This window comes from Demequina silvatica (assembly GCF_000971215.1).
Classification (GTDB): domain Bacteria; phylum Actinomycetota; class Actinomycetes; order Actinomycetales; family Demequinaceae; genus Demequina; species Demequina silvatica.
Window position 1 is genome coordinate 134,206 of the sequence record NZ_BBMA01000003.1, and the last position, 23,868, is coordinate 158,073.

Annotated in this window: 18 protein-coding genes; 8 read left to right on the forward strand and 10 right to left on the reverse strand. The window is 71.8% G+C overall.

Going from position 1 to position 23,868, the window contains the following annotated elements; translation table 11 throughout:
• Window positions 1-69: 69 nt before the first annotated feature.
• Complete coding sequence (locus tag AOM05_RS04575) at window positions 70-1,458, forward strand: NAD(P)H-quinone dehydrogenase (protein ID WP_062519825.1); 1,389 nt, start codon at window positions 70-72, stop codon at window positions 1,456-1,458.
• On the opposite strand, the gene efeB is transcribed toward AOM05_RS04575, so the two are convergent.
• From efeB to AOM05_RS04605, 6 genes are all read right to left on the reverse strand, one after another.
• On the reverse strand, window positions 1,455-2,753 hold the full coding sequence (gene efeB / locus AOM05_RS04580) for an iron uptake transporter deferrochelatase/peroxidase subunit (protein WP_062519827.1): 1,299 nt from the start codon (window positions 2,751-2,753) through the stop codon (window positions 1,455-1,457). The two genes, AOM05_RS04575 and efeB, sit on opposite strands and share 4 nt — an antisense overlap.
• Entirely contained in the window at window positions 2,750-3,901 is a 1,152-nt protein-coding gene (efeO, locus tag AOM05_RS04585) for an iron uptake system protein EfeO (protein WP_062519829.1), read from the reverse strand. Before efeO ends, efeB begins: the two co-directional genes overlap by 4 nt.
• 34 nt (window positions 3,902-3,935) lie before the next feature.
• Window positions 3,936-4,796, reverse strand: coding sequence for an iron uptake transporter permease EfeU (gene efeU / locus AOM05_RS04590; protein WP_062519831.1), 861 nt, complete (start codon window positions 4,794-4,796; stop codon window positions 3,936-3,938).
• A 181-nt stretch (window positions 4,797-4,977) separates the two neighbouring features.
• A complete protein-coding gene (locus AOM05_RS04595; RefSeq protein ID WP_156165030.1) occupies window positions 4,978-6,774 on the reverse strand; it encodes an acetyl/propionyl/methylcrotonyl-CoA carboxylase subunit alpha in 1,797 nt (598 codons plus the stop codon).
• A 159-nt stretch (window positions 6,775-6,933) separates the two neighbouring features.
• A complete protein-coding gene (locus AOM05_RS04600; RefSeq protein WP_062519833.1) occupies window positions 6,934-7,581 on the reverse strand; it encodes a Maf family protein in 648 nt (215 codons plus the stop codon).
• 137 nt (window positions 7,582-7,718) lie between these two features.
• Window positions 7,719-9,419, reverse strand: coding sequence for an MFS transporter (locus tag AOM05_RS04605; RefSeq protein WP_062519835.1), 1,701 nt, complete (start codon window positions 9,417-9,419; stop codon window positions 7,719-7,721).
• Window positions 9,420-9,534: 115 nt separating this feature from the next.
• On the opposite strand from AOM05_RS04605, the gene AOM05_RS04610 reads away from it, so the two are divergent.
• The gene (locus tag AOM05_RS04610; protein WP_062519837.1) at window positions 9,535-9,978 is read left to right on the forward strand and encodes a MarR family winged helix-turn-helix transcriptional regulator; all 444 of its coding nucleotides are present in this window, start codon (window positions 9,535-9,537) and stop codon (window positions 9,976-9,978) included.
• A gap of 55 nt (window positions 9,979-10,033) precedes the next feature.
• Window positions 10,034-10,483, forward strand: coding sequence for a MarR family winged helix-turn-helix transcriptional regulator (locus tag AOM05_RS04615; protein ID WP_082097268.1), 450 nt, complete (start codon window positions 10,034-10,036; stop codon window positions 10,481-10,483).
• A 147-nt stretch (window positions 10,484-10,630) separates the two neighbouring features.
• Here AOM05_RS04615 and AOM05_RS04620 read toward each other — a convergent pair whose 3' ends face one another.
• The 4 genes from AOM05_RS04620 to AOM05_RS04635 are packed head-to-tail and all read right to left on the reverse strand — an operon-like array spanning window position 10,631 to window position 13,728.
• On the reverse strand, window positions 10,631-11,251 hold the full coding sequence (locus tag AOM05_RS04620) for a SanA/YdcF family protein (RefSeq protein WP_062519841.1): 621 nt from the start codon (window positions 11,249-11,251) through the stop codon (window positions 10,631-10,633).
• A 25-nt stretch (window positions 11,252-11,276) separates the two neighbouring features.
• The gene (locus tag AOM05_RS04625; RefSeq protein WP_062519843.1) at window positions 11,277-11,903 is read right to left on the reverse strand and encodes a SanA/YdcF family protein; all 627 of its coding nucleotides are present in this window, start codon (window positions 11,901-11,903) and stop codon (window positions 11,277-11,279) included.
• A gap of 2 nt (window positions 11,904-11,905) precedes the next feature.
• On the reverse strand, window positions 11,906-12,151 hold the full coding sequence (locus AOM05_RS04630; protein ID WP_082097269.1) for an acyl-CoA carboxylase epsilon subunit: 246 nt from the start codon (window positions 12,149-12,151) through the stop codon (window positions 11,906-11,908).
• Window positions 12,148-13,728 carry an acyl-CoA carboxylase subunit beta gene (locus AOM05_RS04635; protein ID WP_062519845.1) on the reverse strand — a complete coding sequence of 527 codons (1,581 nt, stop codon included), beginning with the start codon at window positions 13,726-13,728 and terminating at the stop codon, window positions 12,148-12,150. The genes AOM05_RS04630 and AOM05_RS04635 overlap by 4 nt, the downstream gene beginning before the upstream one ends.
• A gap of 49 nt (window positions 13,729-13,777) precedes the next feature.
• Between AOM05_RS04635 and AOM05_RS04640 the strand changes: the two genes are divergently transcribed.
• From AOM05_RS04640 to AOM05_RS04660, 5 genes are all read left to right on the forward strand, one after another.
• Window positions 13,778-14,623, forward strand: a complete 846-nt coding sequence (locus AOM05_RS04640) for a biotin--[acetyl-CoA-carboxylase] ligase (RefSeq protein WP_062519847.1) — start codon at window positions 13,778-13,780, stop codon at window positions 14,621-14,623.
• A 254-nt stretch (window positions 14,624-14,877) separates the two neighbouring features.
• Window positions 14,878-17,292, forward strand: a complete 2,415-nt coding sequence (locus AOM05_RS04645; protein WP_062519850.1) for a glycoside hydrolase family 3 N-terminal domain-containing protein — start codon at window positions 14,878-14,880, stop codon at window positions 17,290-17,292.
• A gap of 114 nt (window positions 17,293-17,406) precedes the next feature.
• On the forward strand, window positions 17,407-17,823 hold the full coding sequence (locus AOM05_RS04650; protein ID WP_062519852.1) for a hypothetical protein: 417 nt from the start codon (window positions 17,407-17,409) through the stop codon (window positions 17,821-17,823).
• Window positions 17,824-18,039: 216 nt separating this feature from the next.
• The gene (locus tag AOM05_RS04655; RefSeq protein ID WP_228373211.1) at window positions 18,040-21,042 is read left to right on the forward strand and encodes a glycoside hydrolase family 3 C-terminal domain-containing protein; all 3,003 of its coding nucleotides are present in this window, start codon (window positions 18,040-18,042) and stop codon (window positions 21,040-21,042) included.
• A 390-nt stretch (window positions 21,043-21,432) separates the two neighbouring features.
• Complete coding sequence (locus AOM05_RS04660) at window positions 21,433-23,862, forward strand: glycoside hydrolase family 3 C-terminal domain-containing protein (protein ID WP_062519854.1); 2,430 nt, start codon at window positions 21,433-21,435, stop codon at window positions 23,860-23,862.
• Window positions 23,863-23,868 lie beyond the last annotated feature (6 nt).

Below are 23,868 nucleotides of genomic sequence, written 5' to 3' on the forward strand. Positions count from 1 at the left end.
CCGGGGCAGGTCGGGCGTCGGGACGATGCGGCGGCCGGCGCATCGTCCCGCGTGCGCTTGAATGGAGGCATGTCCCCACGCGTCGTCATCATCGGCGGCGGTCCGGGCGGCTATGAGGCGGCCCTGGTGGCCGTCAAGGCCGGGGCGGAGGTGACGCTGGTCGAGCGTCACGGCCTCGGCGGCAATGCCGTCCTCACCGACGTCGTCCCCTCCAAGACCGTCATCGCCACCGCGGAGTGGCTCACCATCGCGGGCCGGGCCTCCGAGCTCGGCATCCGCCGCAGCGACGGCGGCGAGATCGCCCACGCCCTCAGCGTCGACCTGGGCGAGGTCAACGCCCGCGTGAAGCGCCTGGTCGCGAAGCAGTCCGGCGACATCGCCGATCGCCTGGAGCGCAACGGCATCACCGTGCTCGCGGGCGAGGCGCGCCTCGACGGCCCGCAGCGCGTGATGGTCGGCGACGCCGTGCTCGAGGCCGACGTGGTGCTGCTCGCGGTGGGCGCCCGCCCGCGCATCGTGCCCGGCTGCGAGCCCGACGGCGAGCGGATCCTCACGTGGACCCAGCTGTACGACCTCACCGAGCTGCCCGAGCACCTCATCGTGGTGGGCTCCGGCGTGACCGGCGCGGAGTTCGCCGGCGCGTACCGGCTGCTGGGCGCCGAGGTCACGCTCGTGGCCTCGGGCGACCGCGTGCTGTCGCGCGAGGACCCCGACGCGTCCGCGCACCTCACCGAGGTGTTCAAGGAGCGCGGCATGCACCTGGTGGGAGGCCGCGCGTCCGCGGTCGAGCGCGCCGGCGACGGGGTGCGCGTCACCCTCGAGGACGGCACGGTGCTCGAGGGCAGCCACTGCCTCATGGCGGTGGGCTCGGTGCCCAACACCGAGGGACTGGGTCTCGAGGAGGCGGGGGTCGAGCTCGACGAGCGCGGCCTCATCCGCGTCGACAAGGTCAGCCGCACCACGGCGCGCGGCATCTACGCCGCGGGCGACTGCACCGGCGTGCTGCCGCTCGCGTCCGTCGCGGCCACGCAGGGCCGCATCGCGATGGCGCACGCGCTGGGCGACGCTGTCACCCCGATCGACCTCAAGCTGGTCGCCTCCAACGTCTTCACCGTCCCGGAGATCGCCTCCGTGGGCCTGAGCGAGGCGGAGCTCGAGGCCCGCGGCCTGTTCTACGAAGTGTCCCGCCTGGACCTCGCGCGCAACCCGCGCGCGAAGATGCTGGGCATCGACGAGGGGTTCGTGAAGATCTTCGGCCACACGGTGACCGGCCAGGTGTTCGGGGCCGTCCTGGTGGGCGCGCGTGCCGGCGAGCACATCTTCCCGCTGTCGCTCGCGGTCGCCAAGCACCTCACCGTCGACGACGTCGCGGGAGCCTTCACCGTCTACCCGTCGCTCAGCGGCACGGTCTCCGAGGCGGCGCGGCGGCTTCACGGGATGGGCGCGGCGCGGACCTAGGCGAAGAGCTCCTGGCCCACGTACGCGCCCTCGGACCCGAGCACGGAGCCGGGGGCGAGCCCGCGCGGCACCGCGAACAGCGCGGAGCCGGTGGTGCGGAGGTACTCGACGGTCATGACGTCCGAGCTCGACAGCGCGTTCTGCACGGGGACGAACTGCTCGCGGGGGTCCCGCACGTACGCGAGGAAGAACAGCCCCGCGTCGAGGCGTCCCAGGGAGTCGGCGCCGTCGGTGAAGTTGTAGCCGCGGCGGAGCATCATGGCGCCGCCGTGCGCGCTCGGGTGGGCCAGCGCCACGTGGGAGTCGGGGCGGATCAGCGCCTCGCCGTCGCGGCCCTTGAGCGAGAAGTCGGGCTCCGTGAACTCGGAGCCGCCCGACAGGGGAGCGCCGGAGCCCTTGGTGCGGCCCACGGTCGCCTCCTGCTCCTGCAGCGAGGTGCGGTCCCAGATCTCGGCGAGGATCCGGATGCGGCGCGCCACCAGGTAGGACCCGCCGGTCATCCACTCCTGCCCGTCGCCTGGCTCCGCCCACACCCACCGGTCCACCAGGTCGGTGTCCTCGGCGCGCAGGTTCGCGGTGCCGTCCTTGAAGCCCATGAAGTTGCGGGGCGTGTCCTGCGCGCGCGTGGTCGAGGACGTGCGCCCGAAGCCCAGCTGGGCCCACCGGATCGCGGCGTCGCCGAAGGCCAGCCGGGAGAGGTTGCGGATCGCGTGCACGGCGACCTGGGGGTCGTTCGCGCACGCCTGGATGCACAGGTCGCCGCCGGTGAACTGCGGGTCGAGCGTGTCGCCGGAGAAGTGCGGCAGGTCGATCAGCTGGTCGGGCCGCTTGGATCCGAGCCCGAATCGGGAGTCGAACAGCCCCGGGCCGAAGCCGAACGTGAGGGTGAGCCCGGAGGCGGGCAGGCCCAGCGCCTCGCCCGTGTCATCCGGGGGAGCGGCGTACGCGCCTCCCGCCGCGCCGGAGCCGAGCTCGGACCCCGCCATGAGGCGCGCGGCGGCCTCGCTCCAGCGGCGCAGCAGGGACACCACGCGCGCCTTCGAGTCGGTGGTGAGGTCGAACGCGGCGAAGTGGAGCCGGTCCTGCTGCGGGGTCACGATCCCGCTCTGGTGCGCGCCGTAGAAGTCGTACGCGTCCGCCTGCGACGCGGAGGCCGCGGTGGCCCGGCCCGCGGCGAAGCCGCCGCCCGCGAGGGCGAGGCCGCCCGCGACCGCGCCGGCCGTGCCCAGGACCAGGCGACGCGACGGGCCCGACCGGGCCGCCGCATCGTCCACCGGGACCTCCGCGTCCGTCACAGCACCGCCGCGGCGGTCAGGCGGGACAGCGGCTCGCCGAGCGCGTCCACGGAGCGCGCGAGCTCGACGATCTGGTCCTCGGTGAGGTCGGTGTAGAGCACGAAGCCCTCCTCGATGGAGCCGTACTGCGCGAGCTGCTCGTTGAGCTCGGTGAAGCGCGAGTCCAGCTCCTCGACCAGGTCGGGGTCGGTCTGGGCGACCACGTCGTGGAGCACGCCGTACGCGACCGCGGCGCCGTCGACGTTGGCCTGGAAGTCCCACAGGTCGGTGTGCGACCAGATCTCCTCCTCGCCGGTGATCTTGCCGGCGGCGACCTCGTCGAGCAGCTCCTTGGCGCCGTTGCCCACCTGGAACGCGTCGATGGCGAAGTCCTCGGCGTTCACGCGCGACGCGAGCTCGGCGGTGTCGGCGGCGAGCTTGTCGGCGAGCTCCTGCTTCTCCGCGTCGGTGAGGTCGTAGCCCTCGGCCGGCGGCCACAGGTTCTTCTCGATGCGGTGCCAGCCGGTCCAGGACTCGCCCTCGGCGAGGTCGGCCTCGCGCGCGTCCATCATGGGGTCCAGGTCGCCGAAGGACTCCGCGACGGGCTCGATGCGCTCCCAGTGCACGCGGGCGTCCGCGTAGAGCGCGCGGGCCTCGTCGTCGTCACCGGCGGTGTAGGCCGCGAGGAACGCGTCGGTCTTGGTGGTGAGGGTCTGGATCTGGTCGCGCACGTAGAGCAGGTACTGCTCGCCGGCGGCCGCGAGCTGCTCGGCGTTGTCGCCGGTGGTGACGTCCTCGCCGGAGTCGGTGACGGTGAACGCGGCCTGGATGCCGTCGCCGGTCATGCCGGGCTTGCACGCCGTGAGGTAGTCGCCCGCGGGGACCTGCACCACCAGCTGGCGCGTGATGCCGGGGCCGATGTTCTCGACCTCGGAGATGATCCGCAGCCCGTCGGAGGCGAGCAGGTAGAACTCCGTGACGTCGTCGCCGGTGTTGGTGACGTCGAACACGACGGTGCCGGAGGGGACCTCCGCGGTCGCGACGTCGCACGCGTCGTTGCTCGAGTCGACCGCGATCGCCTCGTCGTCGGCGGTGGCGTTCGGGACGCAGGCGGACAGGGCGAGCGCGGCGAGCACGGCGCCGGAGGCGGCGAGGGCGGGGCGAGGCATGGGTGTTCCTTAGGTCGGGGTGGGGCGGGACGTTTCAGGCGGACGCGAGGTCGCGGGACGATGCGGCGACCGGGCGGGCGGGGGCCGGCGGCCCCGAGCGGAACGCCATGCGGACGAACAGCCACATCACGGGCACCACGTAAGCGACCCACGCGACGGCCTCGAGGACCGTGGTCTGCGGGGAGAGGTTGAAGATGCCCTTGAGCAGCGTGCCGTGCACGGAGCCGGCGGGGACCGCGCCCGAGATGTCGAACGCGAGCGTGTTGAGGCCGGGCAGGATGCCGGCCTCCTGGAGGTCGTGGACGCCGTAGGCGAGCACGCCGCCGGCGACCAGGATGAGGAACACGCCGGTCCACTGGAAGAAGGTGCGCAGGTTGACCTTGATCGCGCCGCGGTACATGAGGAAGCCGAGCCCGATCGCGGTGGCGATGCCGAGCGACGCGCCCACGATGGGCGCCCAGCTCGAGCCGGCGGAGGTGATCCCCGCCCACAGGAACAGCGCGGTCTCGAGGCCCTCGCGGCCGACGGCGAGCATCGCCATGGCGACCACGGCGCCCTTGCCCACGGAGATGGCGTTCTCGAGCGCGTTCTCGAGGTGGCCCTTGAGGTGCCGGGCCGTCTTGCCCATCCAGAAGATCATCCAGGTGATGAGGCCCACCGCGACGATGCTGAGGATGCCGCCGATGGCCTCCTGCGCCTCGAAGCTGAGGCCCTGCGGGCCGAGCGTGAGCAGCGCGCCCAGCCCGATCGACACGCCCGCGGCGATCCCGACCCCGAACCACACCTGGCGCAGCAGCGGGCGACGGTCCGTGCGGACCAGGTAGGCCACGAGGATGCTCACCACCAGCGCGGCCTCGAGGCCCTCGCGCAGGCCGATGAGGTAGTTCGCGAGCATGGCGGCGCCTTCCGGTCAGGGGACGGTAAGGCGTGCCTTACCCGTGCTGACGTGAGCGTAGGGGCGACGTTTGCGCGGTGTCAAATATAGCGAACGGCTACGTTGCGTAATTCGAGCCAGCCGGCGCATCGTCCCTGGAAGATGGCGCGATCCGAGGTGACAGCGAGTGCCGGAAAGCGCGTCAGCCCTCCGGGGTGACCTCGACGTCGACGATGTCGCAGATCACGGTGCCCGCGGACACGCCGCCGCCGACGATCGCGGTGAGCGAGCGGATCACGCCCGTGCGGTGCGCGGTGAGCGGCTGCTCCATCTTCATCGCCTCGAGGACCACCACCAGGTCGCCCTCGGCCACCTCGACGCCCTCCTCGACGGCCACCTTGACGATGGTGCCCTGCATGGGCGACGCGAGCGTGGTGCCGGTCGCCGCGGAGCGCGCGCCGCCGTTGCCCGTGCGGCGCATGGGCCGGCGCCCGGCCTTGCGCGCGCTCGCGCGGCCCGCCTGCGCCAGCGACGCGGGCAGGACCACCTCGAGGCGCTTGCCGCCGACCTCGACCACCACACGCTCGGTCGCCTCGGCCTCGTCGTCCTCCGCGGAGGCGCCCGAGGAGGTCAGCCCCGCGACGGTGTCCGCGAACTCGGACTCGATCCAGGTGGTGTAGACGCCGAAGCCGCCGTCCGCGGCGGCGAACTGCGGGGCGTCGAGCACCGCACGGTGGAACGGCAGGACGGTGGGGATGCCCTCGACGGTCATCTCGGCGAGCGCGCGGCGGGCGCGGGCGAGCGCCTGGTCGCGCGTGGCGCCCGTGATGATGACCTTCGCGATCATCGAGTCGAAGTTGCCCGAGACGGTGTCGCCCTGCGCCACGCCCGCGTCGACGCGGACGCCGGGGCCGGAGGGGAAGCGCAGCGTCGAGATGCGGCCGGGCGCGGGCATGAAGCCGCGGGCCGGGTCCTCGCCGTTGATGCGGAACTCGATCGAGTGGCCGCGGGTCTCCGGGCGGAGGTCCGCGATCGAGCCGCCCGCGGCGACGCGGAACTGCTCGAGCACCAGGTCCACGCCGGTGACCTCCTCGGTCACCGGGTGCTCGACCTGGAGGCGGGTGTTGACCTCGAGGAAGCTGATGGTGCCGTCGACGCCCACCAGGAACTCGCACGTGCCGGCGCCCTGGTAGCCGGCCTCCTTGAGGATCGCCTCGGAGGCCTCGATGAGGCGCGCGTTCTGCTCGTCGGTGAGGAACGGCGCGGGCGCCTCCTCGACCAGCTTCTGGTGGCGGCGCTGCAGCGAGCAGTCGCGCGTGGAGACCACCACGACGTTGCCGTGCGCGTCCGCGAGGCACTGCGTCTCGACGTGGCGGGGCCGGTCGAGGAAGCGCTCGACGAAGCACTCGCCGCGGCCGAACGCGGCCACTGCCTCGCGGGTCGCGGAGTCGAACAGCTCGGGGATCTCCTCGAGCGTGCGGGCGACCTTGAGGCCGCGGCCGCCGCCGCCGAACGCCGCCTTGATCGCGACCGGCAGGCCGTGCTCCTGGGCGAACGCGACCACCTCGTCGGCGGTCTCGACCGGGTCGGGCGTGCCGGGGACCAGCGGGGCGCCGGCGCGCTGCGCGATGTGGCGCGCGCTGACCTTGTCGCCGAGCCCGTCGATCGCCTCGGGCGAGGGGCCGATCCAGGTGAGGCCCGCGTCGATGACGGCGCGCGCGAAGTCGGAGTTCTCCGCGAGGAAGCCGTAGCCCGGGTGCACGGCCTCGGCGCCGGATCGCCGCGCCGCGTCGATCAGCTTCGCGATGTCCAGGTAGGTCTCGCGCGCCGTCGAGCCGCCGAGCGCGTACGCCTCGTCGGCGAGGGACACGTGCGGGGCGTCGCGGTCCGGGTCCGCGTACACCGCCACGGATCGCAGGCCCGCGTCCGCGCAGGCGCGGATGATGCGGACCGCGATCTCGCCGCGGTTCGCGATGAGCACGGAGGAGAAGGCAGTCACCCCGAAACCGTAGCGCGGCCCCCGCGGAGGCCCCCGGCGAGTCGCCCTCCCGGGACCTAAGTCTGTGTAGGGCGCTAAGCGCGCCACCCCGTCGTTGTGGGTTTCCCACAACGACACGCGGGACGATGCGCGGGCATGGCCCTCGTGGTTGTGTCGCCTCTACAAACGGAGGTCGTGGAACGCGACGCCGATCTCGAGCAGGAGCTCGCGCAGCAGCGGCAGGCTGACCCCGACCACGCCGTGGTAGTCGCCCTCGATGGCCTCGACGTAGGGGCCGCCGAGCCCGTCGACGGTGAACGCGCCCGCGACCTTGAGCGGCTCGCCGGTCGCGACGTACGCCTCGATCTCCGCGTCGCTGAGGCGGGCGAAGCGCACCACCGTGGAGGAGGTCGCGCCGAGCGTGGCGGCGGTGCCGCCCCGCTCCGCGGCGCGGTCGTCCACCAGCCAGTGGCCCGTGTGGAGCACGCCCGTGCGGCCGCGCATCGCGCGCCAGCGGGCGATCGCGTCCGCCGCGTCGGCGGGCTTGCCCAGGATCTCGCCGTCGAGCTCGAGCATCGAGTCGCAGCCGAGCACGACCGCCTCGCACTCGTACTCGCTCACCACGTGCTCCGCCTTGGCGCGCGCGAGGGCGAGCACCGCATCGGCCGGGGTGAGGACCTCGCCCGCCGCCGCGGCGGCCGCGCGTGCCGCCTCGAGCGCCGCGTCCTCGTCCACGTCGGACACGATCACGTCGGGCTCGACCCCCGCCGAGCGCAGCGTGGCGAGGCGGGCGGGGGACTGGGACGCGAGCAGCAGGGGGACGGGCATGGCGCGAGCCTAGCCGTCGGCGCGGGGTGGGTGCCCCGCGCCGACGGCCCGCTTGCGATCGATCGGATTGACAGGATGGTGCAGAGATCCGCGCGGACCTCTGCACCATCCGATCAGCTGGCCGGGTCCGCGCCCTGTCAGGAGCGCGCGGTAGGCTCGCCCGCGTCGTCGGCGTCCGTGCCGTGCGCCGTGTCGGCGTGCGCCACCTCGACCTGCGCCACGTCCTCGGCGAGCTCGGCATCGAAGGCGACGTCCGCATCGTCCAGGGGCTCCGCCGTGAGGGACTTCTCGCCGCGCGGCAGCGCCACCAGCATCACCAGGGCGGTGACGCCCGCGATGATCGCGGAGATGAGCATGGCGTGCTGGTTGGCGTCCATGAACGCCGCCTTGGCGGCCTCCGCGATGGCCGCCCCGGCCGCGCCCATCTGGTCGGTGACCGCGATCGCGCCGGCGAGCGAGTCCTGGACCACGCCCGACACCTCGGCCGGCAGCTCCTCCGCGACGGACGTGATGTTGGACGTGTACGCGTTCGCGATCATCGAGCCGAGCACCGCGATGCCGAGCGAGGCGCCCAGCTCGCGGGTGGTGTCGTTCATCGCGGAGCCCATTCCGGAGCGGTTGCGCGGCACGGAGGACATCAGCATGTTGGTCGCGGGGGTCATGACCATCGCCATGCCGAGCGTGATGATGCTCATCGCGATGAGGAAGTCCCAGTAGGACGGGACGGTCGGCCACGTGGTCATGAGGAGGAAGCCGCCGGCGATGATGACGAGGCCAGGGACCACGGTCCAGCGGGTGCCGACCTTCTCGACCAGCCTGGGGATCATCGGTCCCACGATCATCATGGGCAGCATCGAAGGGATGAAGGCGAGCGAGGTGGTGAGGGCGTCGTAGCCCATGACCAGCTGGAAGATCTGCGTCATCCCGAAGAACGCGCCCATCATCGCGAAGAACGTGAGGGTCACGGACACCACGGACAGCGAGAAGCGCGAGCTGCGGAACAGCGCGAGGTCGATCATGGGGAACTTCGCGCGCAGCTGCCACGCGATGAAGAGGACCAGCGCGACGGCGCCGGCGACGGCGGCCACCACGGTCATGGCGTCGTCCCAGCCGTGCGACGGGACCTCCATGATCGTGTAGACGATCCCGGCGAGGGCCACGGTGATGAGCGAGCCGCCCAGCCAGTCGACCGGCGTGCGCTTCTCGTCGACCGACTCGGGGACGATGCGCGCGGTGATGGGCAGCGCGACGAGGCCGAACACGGCGCCGAGCAGGAACGCGGAGTGCCAGTCGAAGAAGTGCAGCAGCACGCCGGTCAGCACCGAGCCGATCATCATGCCCACGCCCGCGACGGCGGACCAGATGGCGATGGCCTTGGGGCGCTCCTTCGACGGGAACACCACGTTGACCAGCGACAGCGTGGTCGGCATGACCAGCGCGCCGCCGATGCCCATGATCGCGCGGGAGGCGATGAGCTCGCCGCCGGTCTGCGCGAAGAAGGGGGCGTAGACGGACGAGGCGATGAAGATCACCAGGCCGATCATCATCACGCGCTTGCGGCCGTAGCGGTCCGCGATCGCGGCGGCCACGAACAGCAGCGACGCGAACACCAGGGCGAAGGCCTCGACCACCCAGGTCATCTGGAGCTGCGTGAGCTCGAAGTCCACCGCGAGGTCGGGCAGAGCCAGGTTGAGGCTCATGTTGGCGATCATCGCCGTCATGAGCGCGAAGCACAGGGTGGCGAGGATCGCCCAGCGGCGGCGATAGGTGGACTCCGCGATGCCTTCCGCGAGGGCGTCCTCGAGGGTCGACGCGGGCGCGGATGGTTGCTTGGACACGGCTGTCTCCTGGCGTGAGAGGGATGGGGAGGTCCCGCCCTTGGGACGTCCGCTACGATAATTCACGTGGGGCGAACAATCAAGTTCGCGTGACGCGAAATAACGGACGGTGACCATGACGCGCGAGGCCACGATCGCGGAGATCCTCGAGCTCCAGGGGCGGCTCATGCGCGTCTCGATGCGCGACCACTCCCGCACGATGGTCGACGAGGGCCTCACCCCGGTGCAGTTCCACCTGCTGGTGTTCCTGCGCGACCGCGAGAGCGTGCCCACCGCCGAGGCGGCCGAGGCCATGGACCTGCGCCCCAACATCGCCACCGGCGTGGTCCAGCGCCTGGTCGAGCGCGGCTGGATCGCACGCGACATCTCGCCCGAGGACGGCCGCGTGCGGCTGCTGTCACTCACCCCGGAGGGGATCGCGCTGGTAGACGCGGCCATCGAGGAGGCGGAGCGCGGGTTCATCGGCCACCTGAGCGCGCTCAGCGACGCGCAGGTCGAGCAGCTGCGCGGGATCCTCGCCACCATCCTCGCCGATGGCGCGGATGGGCGAAACGCCTGAATAACGTCGGTATAGTGAGGCTTGCGTGAACATTTGAGGGTTGGGGGGCAATGAGATGGCCGAGCGCGAGGAACTTCTAGAAGCGGCGACGGAGTCGCTGGTGGTCTTCCTGCGGAGGTCCGCGCCCCGCAATCCCGAGACGGTGTCGAGCCTGGGCCTCACGCTCCACCAGTTCCGCGCCCTGGTGATCCTCTACGCCGAGGACGGCTGCACCACCACCGACCTCGCCGACGCGGTGGGTGTGCACCCGTCCGTCGCGACCGGGATCGTGCAGCGCATGGTGCAGCGCGGCCTGTTCGAGCGCCACGAGGACCCGATCGACCGCCGCATCCGGCGCCTCACGCTCACCCCGTCGGGCCGCGAGCTGGCGGGCGAGGTGGTGGGCGACGCCCGCGTCCAGCGCCGCCGTCAGCTCGAGGCGCTCGACGACGCGCAGCTGGCGCAGGCGAGCGTGCTGCTCGACACGATCATCGCCGGCCTCGACCAGGCCCGCGCGGAGGTCTGAGGTCCCCTCGCGATCGCTGATCCACACGGATCGGGCACTCCTCCACACGAGCGGCGGATGTGAACGCGCCGCATGCCCGGATCCGGGCGGTTCACGCGCTGAGCGTGTGGAGAGGCGTCCGCCGGCTGCGCGCGAACCGCCAGGCGCTCAGCGCGGCGGCTCGCCCCGGTGCACCGCGTCGCGGCCGATCTCCAGCGCCGCCTTCCACGTCGCGGGCAGCTCCCGCGCGTACCCGTACGCCGTGTGGCGCCGCGCCAGCACCGGCGGGTACGCGCCCTGCACGTCCAGCCCGACGGAGCGACATAGCCACATCGCGCGCGGCACGTGGAACTCCTGCGAGCACACGATCACGCGCGTGAGCCCCATCGCGAGGGCGTTCCTCGCCGAGGCCCGCGTGTCATGGCCCGAGCCGTCGAGCACCAGCGCGTCCTGCGGCACGCCCAGCTCGCGGGCGGTCCGCGCCATCGCGTCGGTCTCGTCGAGGCCCTCGCGGTTGTGCTCCGCCCCGGTGAGCACCAGCCGCGGCACCAGGCCGCGGTGGTACAGCGCCGCACCCGCCTCGACGCGCTGGCGCAGGAACCGCGACGGCCGCCCGCCCGGGTACACGCGCGCCCCAAGGACCAACGCCGCGTCGGCCGGCGCGAAGCCCTCGGCGTCCGCGGGGTGCATGAGTCCGAGGGACGATGCGCGGGCCCAGACCTGCGGCGCGGCCAGGGCCGCGAGGGTCACCGCGGCGAGCGCGGGGGTGGCACGGGAGGACCGGGTCATGCGGCGAGCCTAGCGACGATGCGTGTCAGCCCTCGGGCGTCCGGCCGCGCGCGAGATCGATCATGGCCTTCGCGACGGCCGGCACCTCGCGTGCGTGCCCGAACAACGTGTGGGTGGTGCGCGTGGGCGGCGGGTAGGCGCCCTGCGCGGTGAGCCCCGCCTCGTCGCACAACCACACGGCGCGCGCCACGTGGAACTGCTGCGTCGCCACGATCACGGACCCCACGCCGTACTCCTCACGCGCGCGCACGCAGGAGGAGTAGGTGTCGAGCCCGAGCGGGTCCTCCACGATCGCCTCGGCCGGCACACCCATCTCCTCGGCGAGCGCGCGCATCACGGACGTCTCGCCATGACCCGAGGAGTCCTCACCGTCCCCGCTCATGAGCAGCCCGTCGACCAGGCCCTGCTCGTAGAGCGAGACGCCGATCGCGATGCGGTCGCGTAGATAGGGCGAGGGCGTGCCGTCCGCATAGACGCGGGCGCCCAGCACCAACGCGGCGTCCGCGTGGGCGAACGATGCGGAGGCCGCGGGTCGCACCGCGGCCGCGGTCTGGGCGCCCACCACGAGCCACGGGAGCGCCGCGAGCGCCGGGACGGCGACGAGCACGGCGACCTTCCAGCGATGCCTGGTGTCGATCCGCGCCCGCGCCATGGTCACCGCAGCGAGTGACGCCAGGCCGCGTCGCCGCGCGCCAGGGGGAGGGGACCGCGATAGCCGCGCAGCGTCCTGGACCGGTCCATCCAGGCCGAGCGCGGGCTCCCGGGCTCCTCCGCATCGTCCCCCGCCGCCGACGCCATGGCGGCGGCGGCCGCGACGAGCGCCGCCAGCTCGGCCTCGTCGGGGGTGCCGCGCACCACCTTGAGGCCGGCGGCCGCGCTCACCTGCTCCTCGAACGTCACAGGGGGATGTTCCCGTGCTTCTTGGGCGGCAGCGCGGCGCGCTTGGTGCGCAGCGCGCGCAGGGCCTTGACGATCTCGCCGCGGGTCTCGGAGGGCTCGATGACGCCGTCGACGTAGCCGCGGTCGGCGGCGTCGTACGGGTTGACGATCCGGTCCTCGTAGTCCTCGACCAGCGCCTGGCGCTCGGCCTCGACGTCGCCGCCCTTGGACTCGACGTCCGCGAGCGTGCGGCGGTGGAGGATGTTCACCGCGCCGGCGGCACCCATGACCGCGATCTGCGCGGTGGGCCACGCGAGGTTGACGTCCGCGCCGAGCTGCTTGGACGCCATGACGATGTACGCGCCGCCGTAGGCCTTGCGGGTGATGACGGTGACCAGCGGCACCGTCGCCTCGGCGTACGCGTAGATGAGCTTCGCGCCGCGGCGGATGATGCCCTGGTGCTCCTGGTTGACGCCGGGCAGGAAGCCGGGGACGTCGACCAGGGTGATGATCGGGATGTTGAACGCGTCGCAGGTGCGCACGAACCGGGCGGCCTTCTCGGAGGCGTTGATGTCGAGCGTGCCCGCCATCTGCATGGGCTGGTTCGCGACGATCCCCACGGAGTGGCCCTCGACGTGTCCGAAGCCCACCACCACGTTGGGCGCGAACAGCGGCTGGACCTCGAGGAACGCGCCGTCGTCGACGATCGCCTCGATCAGCGTGGTCATGTTGTACGGCTGGTTGTCGCTGTCCGGCACCAGGGTGTCGAGGGCGAGGTCGGTGTCCGCCTTCTCGAGGTCCGCCTCCGCGTCGAACGTGGGCGCCTCGGTGAGGTTGTTCTGCGGCAGGTACTGGATCAGGTGCTGCACGTACTCGATCGCGTCGTCCTCGTCGCTCGCGAGGTAGTGCGCGACGCCGGACTTGGCGTTGTGGGTCTGACCGCCGCCGAGCTCCTCGAACGTCACGTTCTCGCCGGTGACCGACTTGATGACGTCGGGGCCGGTGATGAACATCTGCGACGTGCCGTCCGCCATCACGATGAAGTCGGTGAGCGCGGGGGAGTACACCGCGCCGCCCGCGGAGGGGCCCAGGATGATCGAGATCTGCGGGATCACGCCCGATGCGGCCACGTTGCGGCGGAAGATCTCCGCGAACTGCGTGAGGCCTGCGACGCCCTCCTGGATGCGCGCGCCGCCGCCGTCCGAGATGCCGATGAGCGGCACGCCGGTGCGCAGCGCGAAGTCCTGGATCTTCGCGATCTTCTGGCCGTGGACCTCGCCCAGCGATCCGCCGAACACGGTGAAGTCCTGGCTGTAGACGGCCACCTGGCGGCCGTCGATGGTGCCGTAGCCGGTCACCACGCCGTCGCCGTACGGGCGGTTCCTGTCCAGCCCGAAGTTGCGGCTGCGGTGGCGGGTGAGCCGGTCGAGCTCGGTGAACGAGCCCTCGTCGAGCAGCTGCTCCACGCGCTCCCGCGCCGTCTTCTTGCCGCGCGCGTGCTGCTTCTCCTGCGCGATCGCCTCGGGGGCGGCGACGGCGGCGTCGACCTTCTTGCGCAGATCCTCCAGCGCGGACGCGGTGGACTTCGTCGGCCTCATGGGTGACACGGTTCTCCTTGGGGTCATGACTGCCCGATAGCCTAGCCCGGTGACCACGCCAGCAGCCCCCGACGCCGCGCAGTCGCGCCGGCCGCTCACGGAGGCGGCGCTCGCGGACCTGGTCCCCGGCACGCTGTCGCGCGTCTCGGTGCTCCCGACCTCGCCGTCCACGAACACCCGGCTGCTCGCGCTCGCGGGCGCCGCGCCCGAGGAATGGCCGCACCTGTCCGCGCTGGTCGCGGACCACCAGACCGCCGGCCGCGGGCGCGTGGGACGCGCCTGGGTGACGCCGCAGGGGGCGGCGCTCACCGCATCGTTCCTGGTGAGGCCCGCCCACGTGGCGCGCGAGGACTACGGCTGGGCGCCGCTGGTCGCCGGCCTCGCGACCGTGCGCGCGCTGCGCCGCCTGGGCGTGGGCGCCTGGCTCAAGTGGCCCAACGACGTGGTGGTCGAGGCCGGCGCGCGCGAGATCCCCGGCTGGGGGCGGTGGCGCAAGGTGGTCGGCATCCTCTGCGAGACGGTGCCGGGGGACGATGCGGTGGTCGCCGGGATAGGCATCAACGTCTCGCAGGGGTCGGCCGAGCTGCCCGTGCCGCACGCCGCGTCGTTGGCGTCGCTGGGCGCGACGTCGCTGGACCGTGTGGCCCTGCTGCGCGCGCTCGCGGCGGAGCTGCGCGACGCGTTCGGGATGTGGGACGCCGGCGCCGACATGCGCGGCGCGGTCGAGCAGGTGACGGCGACCCTGGGTTGGGACGTCGCGGTCGACGTGCTGGCGGGCGCGCCCGTGGCCGGCCGGGCGGTCGGGCTGACCCCGGACGGCGCCCTGGTGGTGCGCACCGTGAGCGGCGAGGAGAAGGTGCTCCACGCCGGCGACGTGCGCGTCCGTCGCGGCTGAGCCTCTCCCGCGCGGGGCCTCGCGGGCAGGTCTCGGAACGATAACGGAACGGTCACGGCCGCGTAAGAGCGGCGCAGGTTGTGCGACCGCGGCGACAGGTTGTGCGGACCGGCCGGGCGCCCGAATCCCCGCTGATTGACTCACGTTCAGCGCGCAGAAGAGCGCCGCCCTCCGGAGACAACGAAGTGCGAACAGAGACGTTCCTCGGAGACGGCAGCAAGGCGCGCGATCAGCACATTGATGAGGAGACAGCGATGAAGTCAACGAAGACGGTGGGAGGGACCGCGATGCGGTCGCTCCGTGGCAGGGGAGCGCTGGCGTTCGCGGGCGTGGGCCTCGCCGCCACGCTGGCCGGTTGCACCGGTTCCAACACGAACGACGCGAGCCCGAGCCCGTCGGCCGACGCGTCGGCGTACACCACCACCGAGGTGAACGACGGCGACACCACCTTCGTGGTGGTCGACAACCCGGGCGACGCGCCCGACCTCAGCTACGGCGCCGAGAGCGGCGTGACGCTGCTCGAGGAGACCGTCGACGGCGCCACCGTCGCGTTCAAGGACATGAACGCCAACGGCACGCTCGACACGTGGGAGGACTGGCGCGTCGACGCCGCCGACCGCGCCGCGGACCTGTCCGCGCAGATGTCGATCGAGCAGATCGCCGGCCTCATGCTCTTCAGCTCGCACGAGCGCTCGCCCGCGGACGGCCTCACCGACGCGCAGATGACGTACCTCAAGGACTCGAACCTGCGCGCCGTGCTCAACGCCGCGGGCTCGAACGCCGACGAGACCGTGCCGTGGGTCAACGCGATGCAGGCCTACGTCGAGACCCTCGCGACCGCGGACACCCCGTACGTGCCCGTGAACTTCGCGTCCGACCCGCGCTCCGAGGCGGCCACCGGCGGCGTCTACAACGCCGACGGCGCCGACATCTCGCGCTGGCCGTCCAACCTGGGCCTCGCGGCGACGTTCAACGCCGAGTACACCAAGCAGTTCGGCGAGATGGCCTCCGCGGAGTACCGTGCGCTGGGCATCACCACCGCGCTCAGCCCGCAGATCGACCTCGCGACCGAGCCGCGCTGGCTCCGCGTCAGCGGCACCTTCGGCGAGGACTCGGCGCAGGCCGCCGAGCTCGCAGCCGCCTACGTCGACGGCTTCCAGGGCTCCGAGGGCACCGACGCGTGGGGCTCCGAGTCCGTCAACGCGATGATCAAGCACTTCGCGGGCGACGGCCCGGGCGAGGGCGGCCGCGAGTCGCACACCGCCGCCGGCAAGTACGGCGTGTACCCCGGCGACAACCTCGACGAGCACGTCTCCGTGTTCGAGGGCGCGCTTGACTCCGCCGCGATGATGACCGCGTACTCGGTCGCGCTCGACGCCGACGGCGAGCCGCTGCTCGGCGCGGAGCGCATGGGCACCGCGTACGACTCGGGCCGCATGGAGATCCTCCGCGACGACCTCTCCTACGAGGGCGTCGTGGTGACCGACTGGGGCGTCATGACCGGTTCCAAGGACGAGGGCGCGTTCATCGCGACCGCGTGGGGCGCCGAGGACCTGACCCCGGCGGAGCGCTACCTCGAGGTGCTCGCGAACGGCACCGACATGTTCGGCGGCGTGAACGACGCGACCTTCATCCTCGAGGGTGCCGACCTGTGGCAGGAGAAGTTCGAGGCGGGCGAGCTCGACATGGACGCGGAGACCCGCTTCCAGCTGTCGGGGACGCGCATCCTCAACATGTTCTTCCAGACGGGCCTCTACGAGGACGCGTTCTTGGCCCCCGAGGTGTCCGCCTCGGTGCTCGCCTCCGAGGACAAGGTCGCCGCCGGCTACGAGGCGCAGCTCGCGTCGATCGTCATGCTCAAGAACGACGGCACCGTCGCCGAGGGCACCGACTGGTCCGACAAGACCGTCTACATCCCGCAGTCCTACGACGTGGGCCTGTCGAGCCTCTTCGGCGAGGCGACCTACACCGAGGGTCCGAGCATGGACCTCGAGGTCGCGAAGGAGTTCTTCGGCGAGGTCGTCACCGACGAGGTCGTCTACAAGAAGGACGGCACCACGGTCAAGAGCTACACCGCTCCCGACCTGTCCGACGTGGACCTGGTCCTGGTCGGCATGAACAGCCCGACCACCGGCGCAGTGTTCGGCAACTCGGGCTTCGACGCCGAGACCGGCGAGTACTACCCGATGTCGCTGCAGTACCGCGAGTACACCGCTGACGGCGACAACGTCCGCAAGGTCTCGATCTCGGGTGACATCCTCGAGGACGGCACCAAGGAGAACCGCTCCTACTTCGGCAACTCGGTGACCCCGTCCAACGAGGCCGACCTCGACGCCTTCGAGCGCGCCGTGGCCGCCGTCGAGGCCTCCGGCAACGACATCCCCGTCGTGGTGGCCCTCAAGGCGACCAACGCGACCATCCCGGCGGAGTTCGAGGCGGACGCGGACGCGATCCTCGTCAGCTTCGGCACCTCGGACCAGGCCGTGTTCGACGTCGCGACCGGCGGCTGGGAGCCCACGGGCCGCCTGCCGATCCAGTTCCCGAAGGACATGGACACCGTCGAGGCGCAGCTCGAGGACGTCGCGAAGGACGTGACGCCCTACACCGACGCCGCAGGTAACTCCTACGACTACGGCTTCGGCCTCAACTACGCCGGCCAGATCTCCTAAGGATCTCGGTTAGCATCCCCGGGCGTGGTCGGAGGGACACCTCCGGCCACGCCCAGCCCCCGTGGCGAACCCGACCGTGAACGTCTCGCGGCTCGAACCCAGTAAGGAACACTCATGAAGCACACCAAGATGCGGGCCACCGGCCTCGCGATCCTCATCGCCGCCACGGGCACCTTCGGCCTCACCGCCTGCTCGAGCGACACCGCCGAGCCCGGCGCCTCCACCGAGGTCGCCGCCGAGGAGCAGTCGACCGTCGACGTCGCCACCGACCTCGAGACCGCCCGCCAGGCCGTCCTCGACGCGCTGGCGGACGACGACTGGGCGCAGGTCATGCTCGCGAGCGACGTGCAGGCCCCCACCGTCAAGTACGGCCTCATGGTGATGCCGTTCGTCGCCACCGACGCCGCCGAGCGCGTCACCGGCACCGTCAACATCGACGGCGGCAACTTCGTGATCGAGGCCGAGTCGGCCGCGACCGGCCAGACCTGGCAGATCGACCAGGACGGCACCATCACCGAGGTCACCGAGTAATTCGGCACCGAGCCTCGAGAGACGTCCCGCCACCCGCGGGGCGCCCGCCCGGACCCGTACGAGGCCCGGGCGGGCGCATCGTCCTCTCGCCAGCTCGACCCCCACGCCAGCGGTGGTGGCGAGCGACGGCGCAAGGCGCCGCCCGCACGTGCTGGCACGCACCACGGTGAACCCGACCCAGGTGCGCACGATCCACATCATTGAAGGAGACACGCAGTGAACGCCCGTCCGCCCAAGGACGCCGCGGCCTCGAAGCCGCGGATGTCCAACAAGAAGTACCTGTCCATCTGGATCCCGGTCCTCGCGCTGGTGACGGCGCTCACCATCGTCGCGAACATGGCCCTGGTCATCGCGGGCGGCTGGGTCGCCTCGCAGCTCGGTTCGGGCACCTACACGTTCACCAACTCCGACGAGTCGGCCAGCTGGGACACCTCGTACTACGAGTCCGACTACGCGGACATGGACGAGGTGGACGCAGCCGCCAAGGACCTGGTCGAGGAGATCGCCGCGGGCGGCATCGTGCTCGCGAAGAACCAGGACGGCGCCCTGCCGCTCGACTCCGGCTCCGCCGTCACCCTCATGGGCCGCGCGGCCGCGGACCCCGTGTTCGGCGGCTCCGGCTCCGGCTCGGTCGACACCAACTCGGCCGTCAACGTGCGTGCCGGGCTCGAGAACGCCGGCTTCTCCATCAACGAGCCGCTCTACACCGCGATCGAGGCCTACGCCGCCGAGAACCCGCGCGGCCACATCGAGATGGACCTCCCGCTGCAGTCGACCTACACGATCGGCGAGATGCAGGTCGACGGCTACGAGGCCCAGTCCTCGACGTTCGCCGAGTACGGCGACGCCGCGATCATCGTCATCGGCCGCCCCGGCGGCGAGGGCGGCGACCTCGCGCAGGACATGCTCGACATCGCGAACCCCGACAACGTGGACCCGCGCGCCCAGGAGGGCGAGCACCAGCTCGAGCTCAACCAGGATGAGAAGGCGATGATCGCCCTCGCGAAGGAGAGCTTCGACAAGGTCGTGGTCGTGGTCAACGCCTCCACCACCATCGAGATGGGCGACCTGCAGGACGACGCGGGCATCGACGCGATCCTGCTCGCCGGCTCGCCCGGCGCGAGCGGCTTCAACGCGCTCGGCTCGATCCTCGCGGGCGACGTCAACCCGTCCGGCCGCACCGTCGACACGTGGGCCGCGGACTTCACCGCCGACCCGACGTGGAGCAACTTCGGCAGCTTCGTCTACGACAACGTGTCCGCGTCCTACCCGGTCTCCGCGACCGAGACCGCGACGTCGAACGCGACCGTCACCGACGAGGGCACCTTCGTCAACCACGCCGAGGGCATCTACTTCGGCTACCGCTACTACGAGACCGCCGCGTACGAGGGCTTCATCGACTACGACGACGCCGTGGTGTACCCGTTCGGCTACGGCCTGTCCTACACGGACTTCGCGTGGGAGGTCACCGGCACCGAGGCGGGCGCCGTGGACGGCACCATCGCCGTGACGGTCGACGTGACCAACACGGGTGACGTGGCCGGCCGCGACGTGGTCGAGCTCTACTACTCGGCCCCGTACACCGCGGGCGGCATCGAGAAGTCCGAGGTGGTCCTGGGCGGCTTCGCCAAGACCGGCGCGATCGAGCCCGGAGCGACGGAGTCCGTGACCATCGAGCTCGCGGTCGAGGACATGGCGTCCTACGACTACATGGACGCCGCGGCCTACGTGCTCGAGGCCGGCGACTACGAGCTCACGGTCCAGACCGACTCGCACACCGTCGCCGCGGGCACCGAGCCCTTCACCTACACCGTCGACGAGACCGTGGTCTACGACGAGTCGAACCCGCGCTCGACCGACGCGGTCGCCGCCACCAACCAGTTCGACGACGTCTCCGCGGGCTTCACCACCACCGGCGAGGCCGGCAAGATCCAGGTGTTCTCGCGCGCCGACTTCGCGGGCACGTTCCCCGCCGCCCCGACGGCCGAGCAGCTGGTCGCCTCCGACGAGACCGTCGCCGGGTTCGAGGCGTGGGACTACGAGGACGCCGCGGCGGCCTTCGAGGGCGAGGCGCCCACCACGGGCGCCGACTCCGATCTCTCGCTGATCGACCTGCGCGGCCTCGCGAAGGACGACCCGAAGTGGGACGAGCTCCTCGACTCCCTCACGGTGGGCGAGATGACCGACGTGCTGCTCAACGGCGCCTACCAGACGGCCCCGATCGGCTCGATCGGCAAGCCGCAGACCCTGGAGCCGGACGGCCCCGCGGGCTTCTCCTCCTTCATCAACTCGTCGATCAACGGCGTGGCGTACCCGTCCGAGGTGCTCATCGCCCAGACGTGGGACGTCGAGCTGGGTGACGCGATGGGCGTGATGCTCGGCAACGAGGCCCTCCAGAAGGGCATCAACGGCTGGTACGCGCCCGCGGTCAACATGCACCGCTCGCCGTTCGCGGGCCGCAACTTCGAGTACTACTCGGAGGACCCGGTGCTGTCGGGCGCGATGCTCACCTCGGTGGCCAACGGCATCGCCACCAAGGGCGTCTACGTCACCATCAAGCACTTCGCGCTCAACGAGCAGGAGACCAACCGCGTCAACAACGGCGTGGCCACCTGGGCGACCGAGCAGGCGATCCGCGAGGTGTACCTCAAGCCCTTCGAGATGGGCGTGAAGGACATCACGATGGACGTCACGTACATCTCCGACAGCGACGGCACGGTCTCGGAGACCACCGTCGGCGCGACGGGCATCATGAGCTCGTTCAACCGCATCGGCGCGACCTGGGCCGGCGGCTCCGAGGCGCTCATGACGGACGTGCTGCGCTCCGAGTGGGGCTTCGACGGCTTCGCGATCTCGGACTTCAACCTTTACCCGTACATGAACCCCAACCAGGGGATCAGCGCGGGCACGGACCTGACGCTGACGTTCCAGCCGTCGAAGTCCTTCGGCGACACGTCCTCCGCGAAGGCCGTGACGGACATCCGCAACTCCACGCACAACATCCTGTTCGCGGTCGCGAACTCGAACGCGATGGACGAGCTGGCGCCCGGCGCGACGGTGGCCTACACGCCGCCGACGTGGGTCTACATCCAGATCATCGCGACGTCGGCGATCGGCGTCCTGGTCCTGGGCGGCGTCTTCATGGTGGTGCGCCGCGTGCGCCGTCACCGTGCGGAGCCGGCCGCGACGGCGGAGGCGGACGCGCTCGTCAACGCCTGATCCGACGCGCACCGTGACGGGGTGGCGGGACCGCGGCATGCGGCCCCGCCACCCCGTTCGCGCGTCCGCGACCGGGCGCTCGGACTGTGCGCGAACCGGCGGTCTGCCAGGCATCCCTGAGAGGCCGCGACAGAACATGCGGCGGTGCGCGCAGGTTGTGCAGACCGGTCGCAGGGGCCCGCTGCACCGGGGTTGGATTGACCCACCGAACTCCCCGCGGGGACCGGACCGTCGTCAACGGCGACAGCACGAGCGTCCGGCACCCGCACCCGCATCACCGCGCGGACCGGGGGTGGTGGCGGCAGCCCCGCCACGGCCCCTCCCGCCACCGTTCGCGGACCGGACAACGACGCCGGGCACCCGCGACCGGGCCAGAAAGGAAGCGACACCATGACCGACGAGCTCACCCTCATCGAGAAGGCCGCGCTGCTCAGCGGCGCGAGCGTCTGGGAGACCCGCGCCGTCGAGCGCGCCGGGATCCGCGCTCTCCACCTCTCGGACGGCCCGCACGGGATCCGCAAGCAGCTGGGCTCGGGCGACCACCTCGGCATCAACGCGTCCGCGCAGGCGACGTGCTTCCCGACCGCCGCGACCGTCGCGAACTCGTGGGACCTCGACCTCGCCGCCCAGGTGGGCGAGGCGCTCGGCGCGGAGGCGGCGGCGCTCGACGTCGACGTGGTGCTCGGCCCCGGCCTCAACATCAAGCGCAGCCCGCTGTGCGGCCGCAACTTCGAGTACTTCTCCGAGGACCCGTACCTGTCGGGCAAGCTCGCCGGCGCGTACGTGCGCGGCATCCAGTCCCAGGGCGTCGCGGCCTGCCCCAAGCACTTCGCCGCGAACAGCCAGGAGCACCGCCGCATGGCGAGCGACTCCGTGGTCGACGAGCGCACCCTGCGGGAGATCTACCTCACCGCCTTCGAGATGGTGGTCCGCGAGGCCGCTCCGCAGGCGATCATGTCGAGCTACAACAAGGTCAACGGCGAGTACGCCCACGAGAGCGCCCACCTGCTGCAGGACATCCTGCGCGACGAGTGGGGCTTCGACGGGGCCGTGGTGTCCGACTGGGGCGGCTCGAACGACGCCGTCGCGGCGGTCGCGGCCGGCGGCACGCTCGAGATGCCGTCCCCGGGTCTCGATTCGGTGCGCCAGCTGCTCGACGCGGTCGCCGCCGGCACCCTGGCCGAGGAGCACCTCGACGCCCGCGTCGCGGAGATGCGCACCCTGGTGGAGCGGATCGACCCGTCGCTGGCCCGCGCGGTCGACCAGGAGGCGCACCACGCGCTCGCGCGCCGCGTCTCCGAGGCGAGCCACGTGCTGCTCAAGAACGACGACGCCCTGCTGCCGCTCGCGGCGGGCACCCGCGTGGCCGTGATCGGCGACTTCGCCGAGACGCCCCGCTACCAGGGCGCCGGCTCCTCGCTGGTCAACCCGACCGGGCTGTCGACGGCGGTCGAGGCGCTCGGCGCATCGTCCCTCGACGTGGTCTCCTACGCGCAGGGCTTCCGGCGCACCGGCGGCGAGGACGAGGCCCTCGCGGCCGAGGCCGTCGCGGCCGCCCGCGACGCCGACGTGGTGCTGCTGTACCTGGGCCTCGATGAGACGAGCGAGTCCGAGGGCAACGACCGCACCCACCTCGACCTGCCCCTCAACCAGGTGGTCCTGCTCAACCGCCTCCGTCAGGCGACCGACCGGATCGTGGTGGTCCTGTCCGCCGGCTCCGTGGTCGAGATGCCGTGGATCGACGACGCTCGCGCCGTGCTGCACGGCTACCTGGGCGGCCAGGCGGGCGCGGAGGCGACCGTCAACGTGCTCACGGGCGCCGTCAACCCGTCGGGGAGGCTCGCGGAGACCTACCCGCTCCACCTCGAGGACAACCCCAGCCACGCCTACTACCCGGGCCGCGCGGAGACCGCCGAGTACCGCGAGGGCCTCTACGTGGGCTACCGCTACTACCTCAGCGCGCACGCGCCGTCGCTGTTCCCCTTCGGCTACGGCCTCAGCTACACCACGTTCGAGTACGGCGACGTCCGGGTGGACGATGCGGGGGTCACCTTCACGGTGACGAACACCGGCGCGGTAGCCGGCTCCGAGGTGGCCCAGGTGTACGTGGGGCGCACCTCGAACGGCGTGCACCGCCCGGTGCGCGAGCTCAAGGGCTTCCGCAAGGTCGCGCTCGAGGCGGGGGAGAGCGTCACGGTCACGGTGCCGTTCGACGAGTACACGTTCCGCCACTACAGCGTCGCGCGCGGCGCGTGGACCGTCGAGGCGGGCGACTACTGGGTGGGCGTGGGCGCCTCGGTCGAGGACATCCGCGGCTCGGGCACCCTCCGCGTCGCGGGCGAGGCCGCCTCGATGGACCGCCGCGCCGAGCTGCCGTCCTACTACTCCGCGCAGGTCGCGCACGTCTCGGACGCCGAGTTCGCGGTGCTGCTGGGCCACGCGATCCCCGTCGCGACCTCCGACCGCCGGCCGCTGGGCCCCAACGACCCGTTGCTCGCGATGCACCAGGCGCCCAGCCCGCTCGCGCGGCTCGCCGCCCGCATCCTGCGCTCGCTCATCGCGCGCGCCGAGCGCAAGGGCAAGCCCGACCTCAACCTCTACTTCCTCTACAACATGCCGTTCCGCGCCATCGGCAAGATGACCAACGGCGCCGTGAGCCAGGAGATGGTCGGTTCGATCGTGACCCTGGTCAACGGCAAGCACCTGCGTGGACTCGGCGGCCTGATCTCGGGCTTCGGACGCAACCGGCGCGCGAGCCGCGAGCTCGCCGCCCAGCTGACCGCCGCACCGTCCGCCACGCCCGCGCGCGTCAGCGCCTGACCCTCA

Coding starts and splice junctions, on each gene's coding strand:
- AOM05_RS04575 (WP_062519825.1), top strand. CDS start 70: ATGTCCCCACGCGTCGTCATCATCGGCGGCGGTCCGGGCGGCTATGAG.
- efeO (WP_062519829.1), bottom strand. CDS start 3,901: ATGCCTCGCCCCGCCCTCGCCGCCTCCGGCGCCGTGCTCGCCGCGCTC.
- efeU (WP_062519831.1), bottom strand. CDS start 4,796: ATGCTCGCGAACTACCTCATCGGCCTGCGCGAGGGCCTCGAGGCCGCG.
- AOM05_RS04600 (WP_062519833.1), bottom strand. CDS start 7,581: ATGCCCGTCCCCCTGCTGCTCGCGTCCCAGTCCCCCGCCCGCCTCGCC.
- AOM05_RS04610 (WP_062519837.1), top strand. CDS start 9,535: ATGACGCGCGAGGCCACGATCGCGGAGATCCTCGAGCTCCAGGGGCGG.
- AOM05_RS04615 (WP_082097268.1), top strand. CDS start 10,034: ATGGCCGAGCGCGAGGAACTTCTAGAAGCGGCGACGGAGTCGCTGGTG.
- AOM05_RS04620 (WP_062519841.1), bottom strand. CDS start 11,251: ATGACCCGGTCCTCCCGTGCCACCCCCGCGCTCGCCGCGGTGACCCTC.
- AOM05_RS04625 (WP_062519843.1), bottom strand. CDS start 11,903: ATGGCGCGGGCGCGGATCGACACCAGGCATCGCTGGAAGGTCGCCGTG.
- AOM05_RS04635 (WP_062519845.1), bottom strand. CDS start 13,728: ATGAGGCCGACGAAGTCCACCGCGTCCGCGCTGGAGGATCTGCGCAAG.
- AOM05_RS04645 (WP_062519850.1), top strand. CDS start 14,878: ATGAAGTCAACGAAGACGGTGGGAGGGACCGCGATGCGGTCGCTCCGT.
- AOM05_RS04650 (WP_062519852.1), top strand. CDS start 17,407: ATGAAGCACACCAAGATGCGGGCCACCGGCCTCGCGATCCTCATCGCC.
- AOM05_RS04660 (WP_062519854.1), top strand. CDS start 21,433: ATGACCGACGAGCTCACCCTCATCGAGAAGGCCGCGCTGCTCAGCGGC.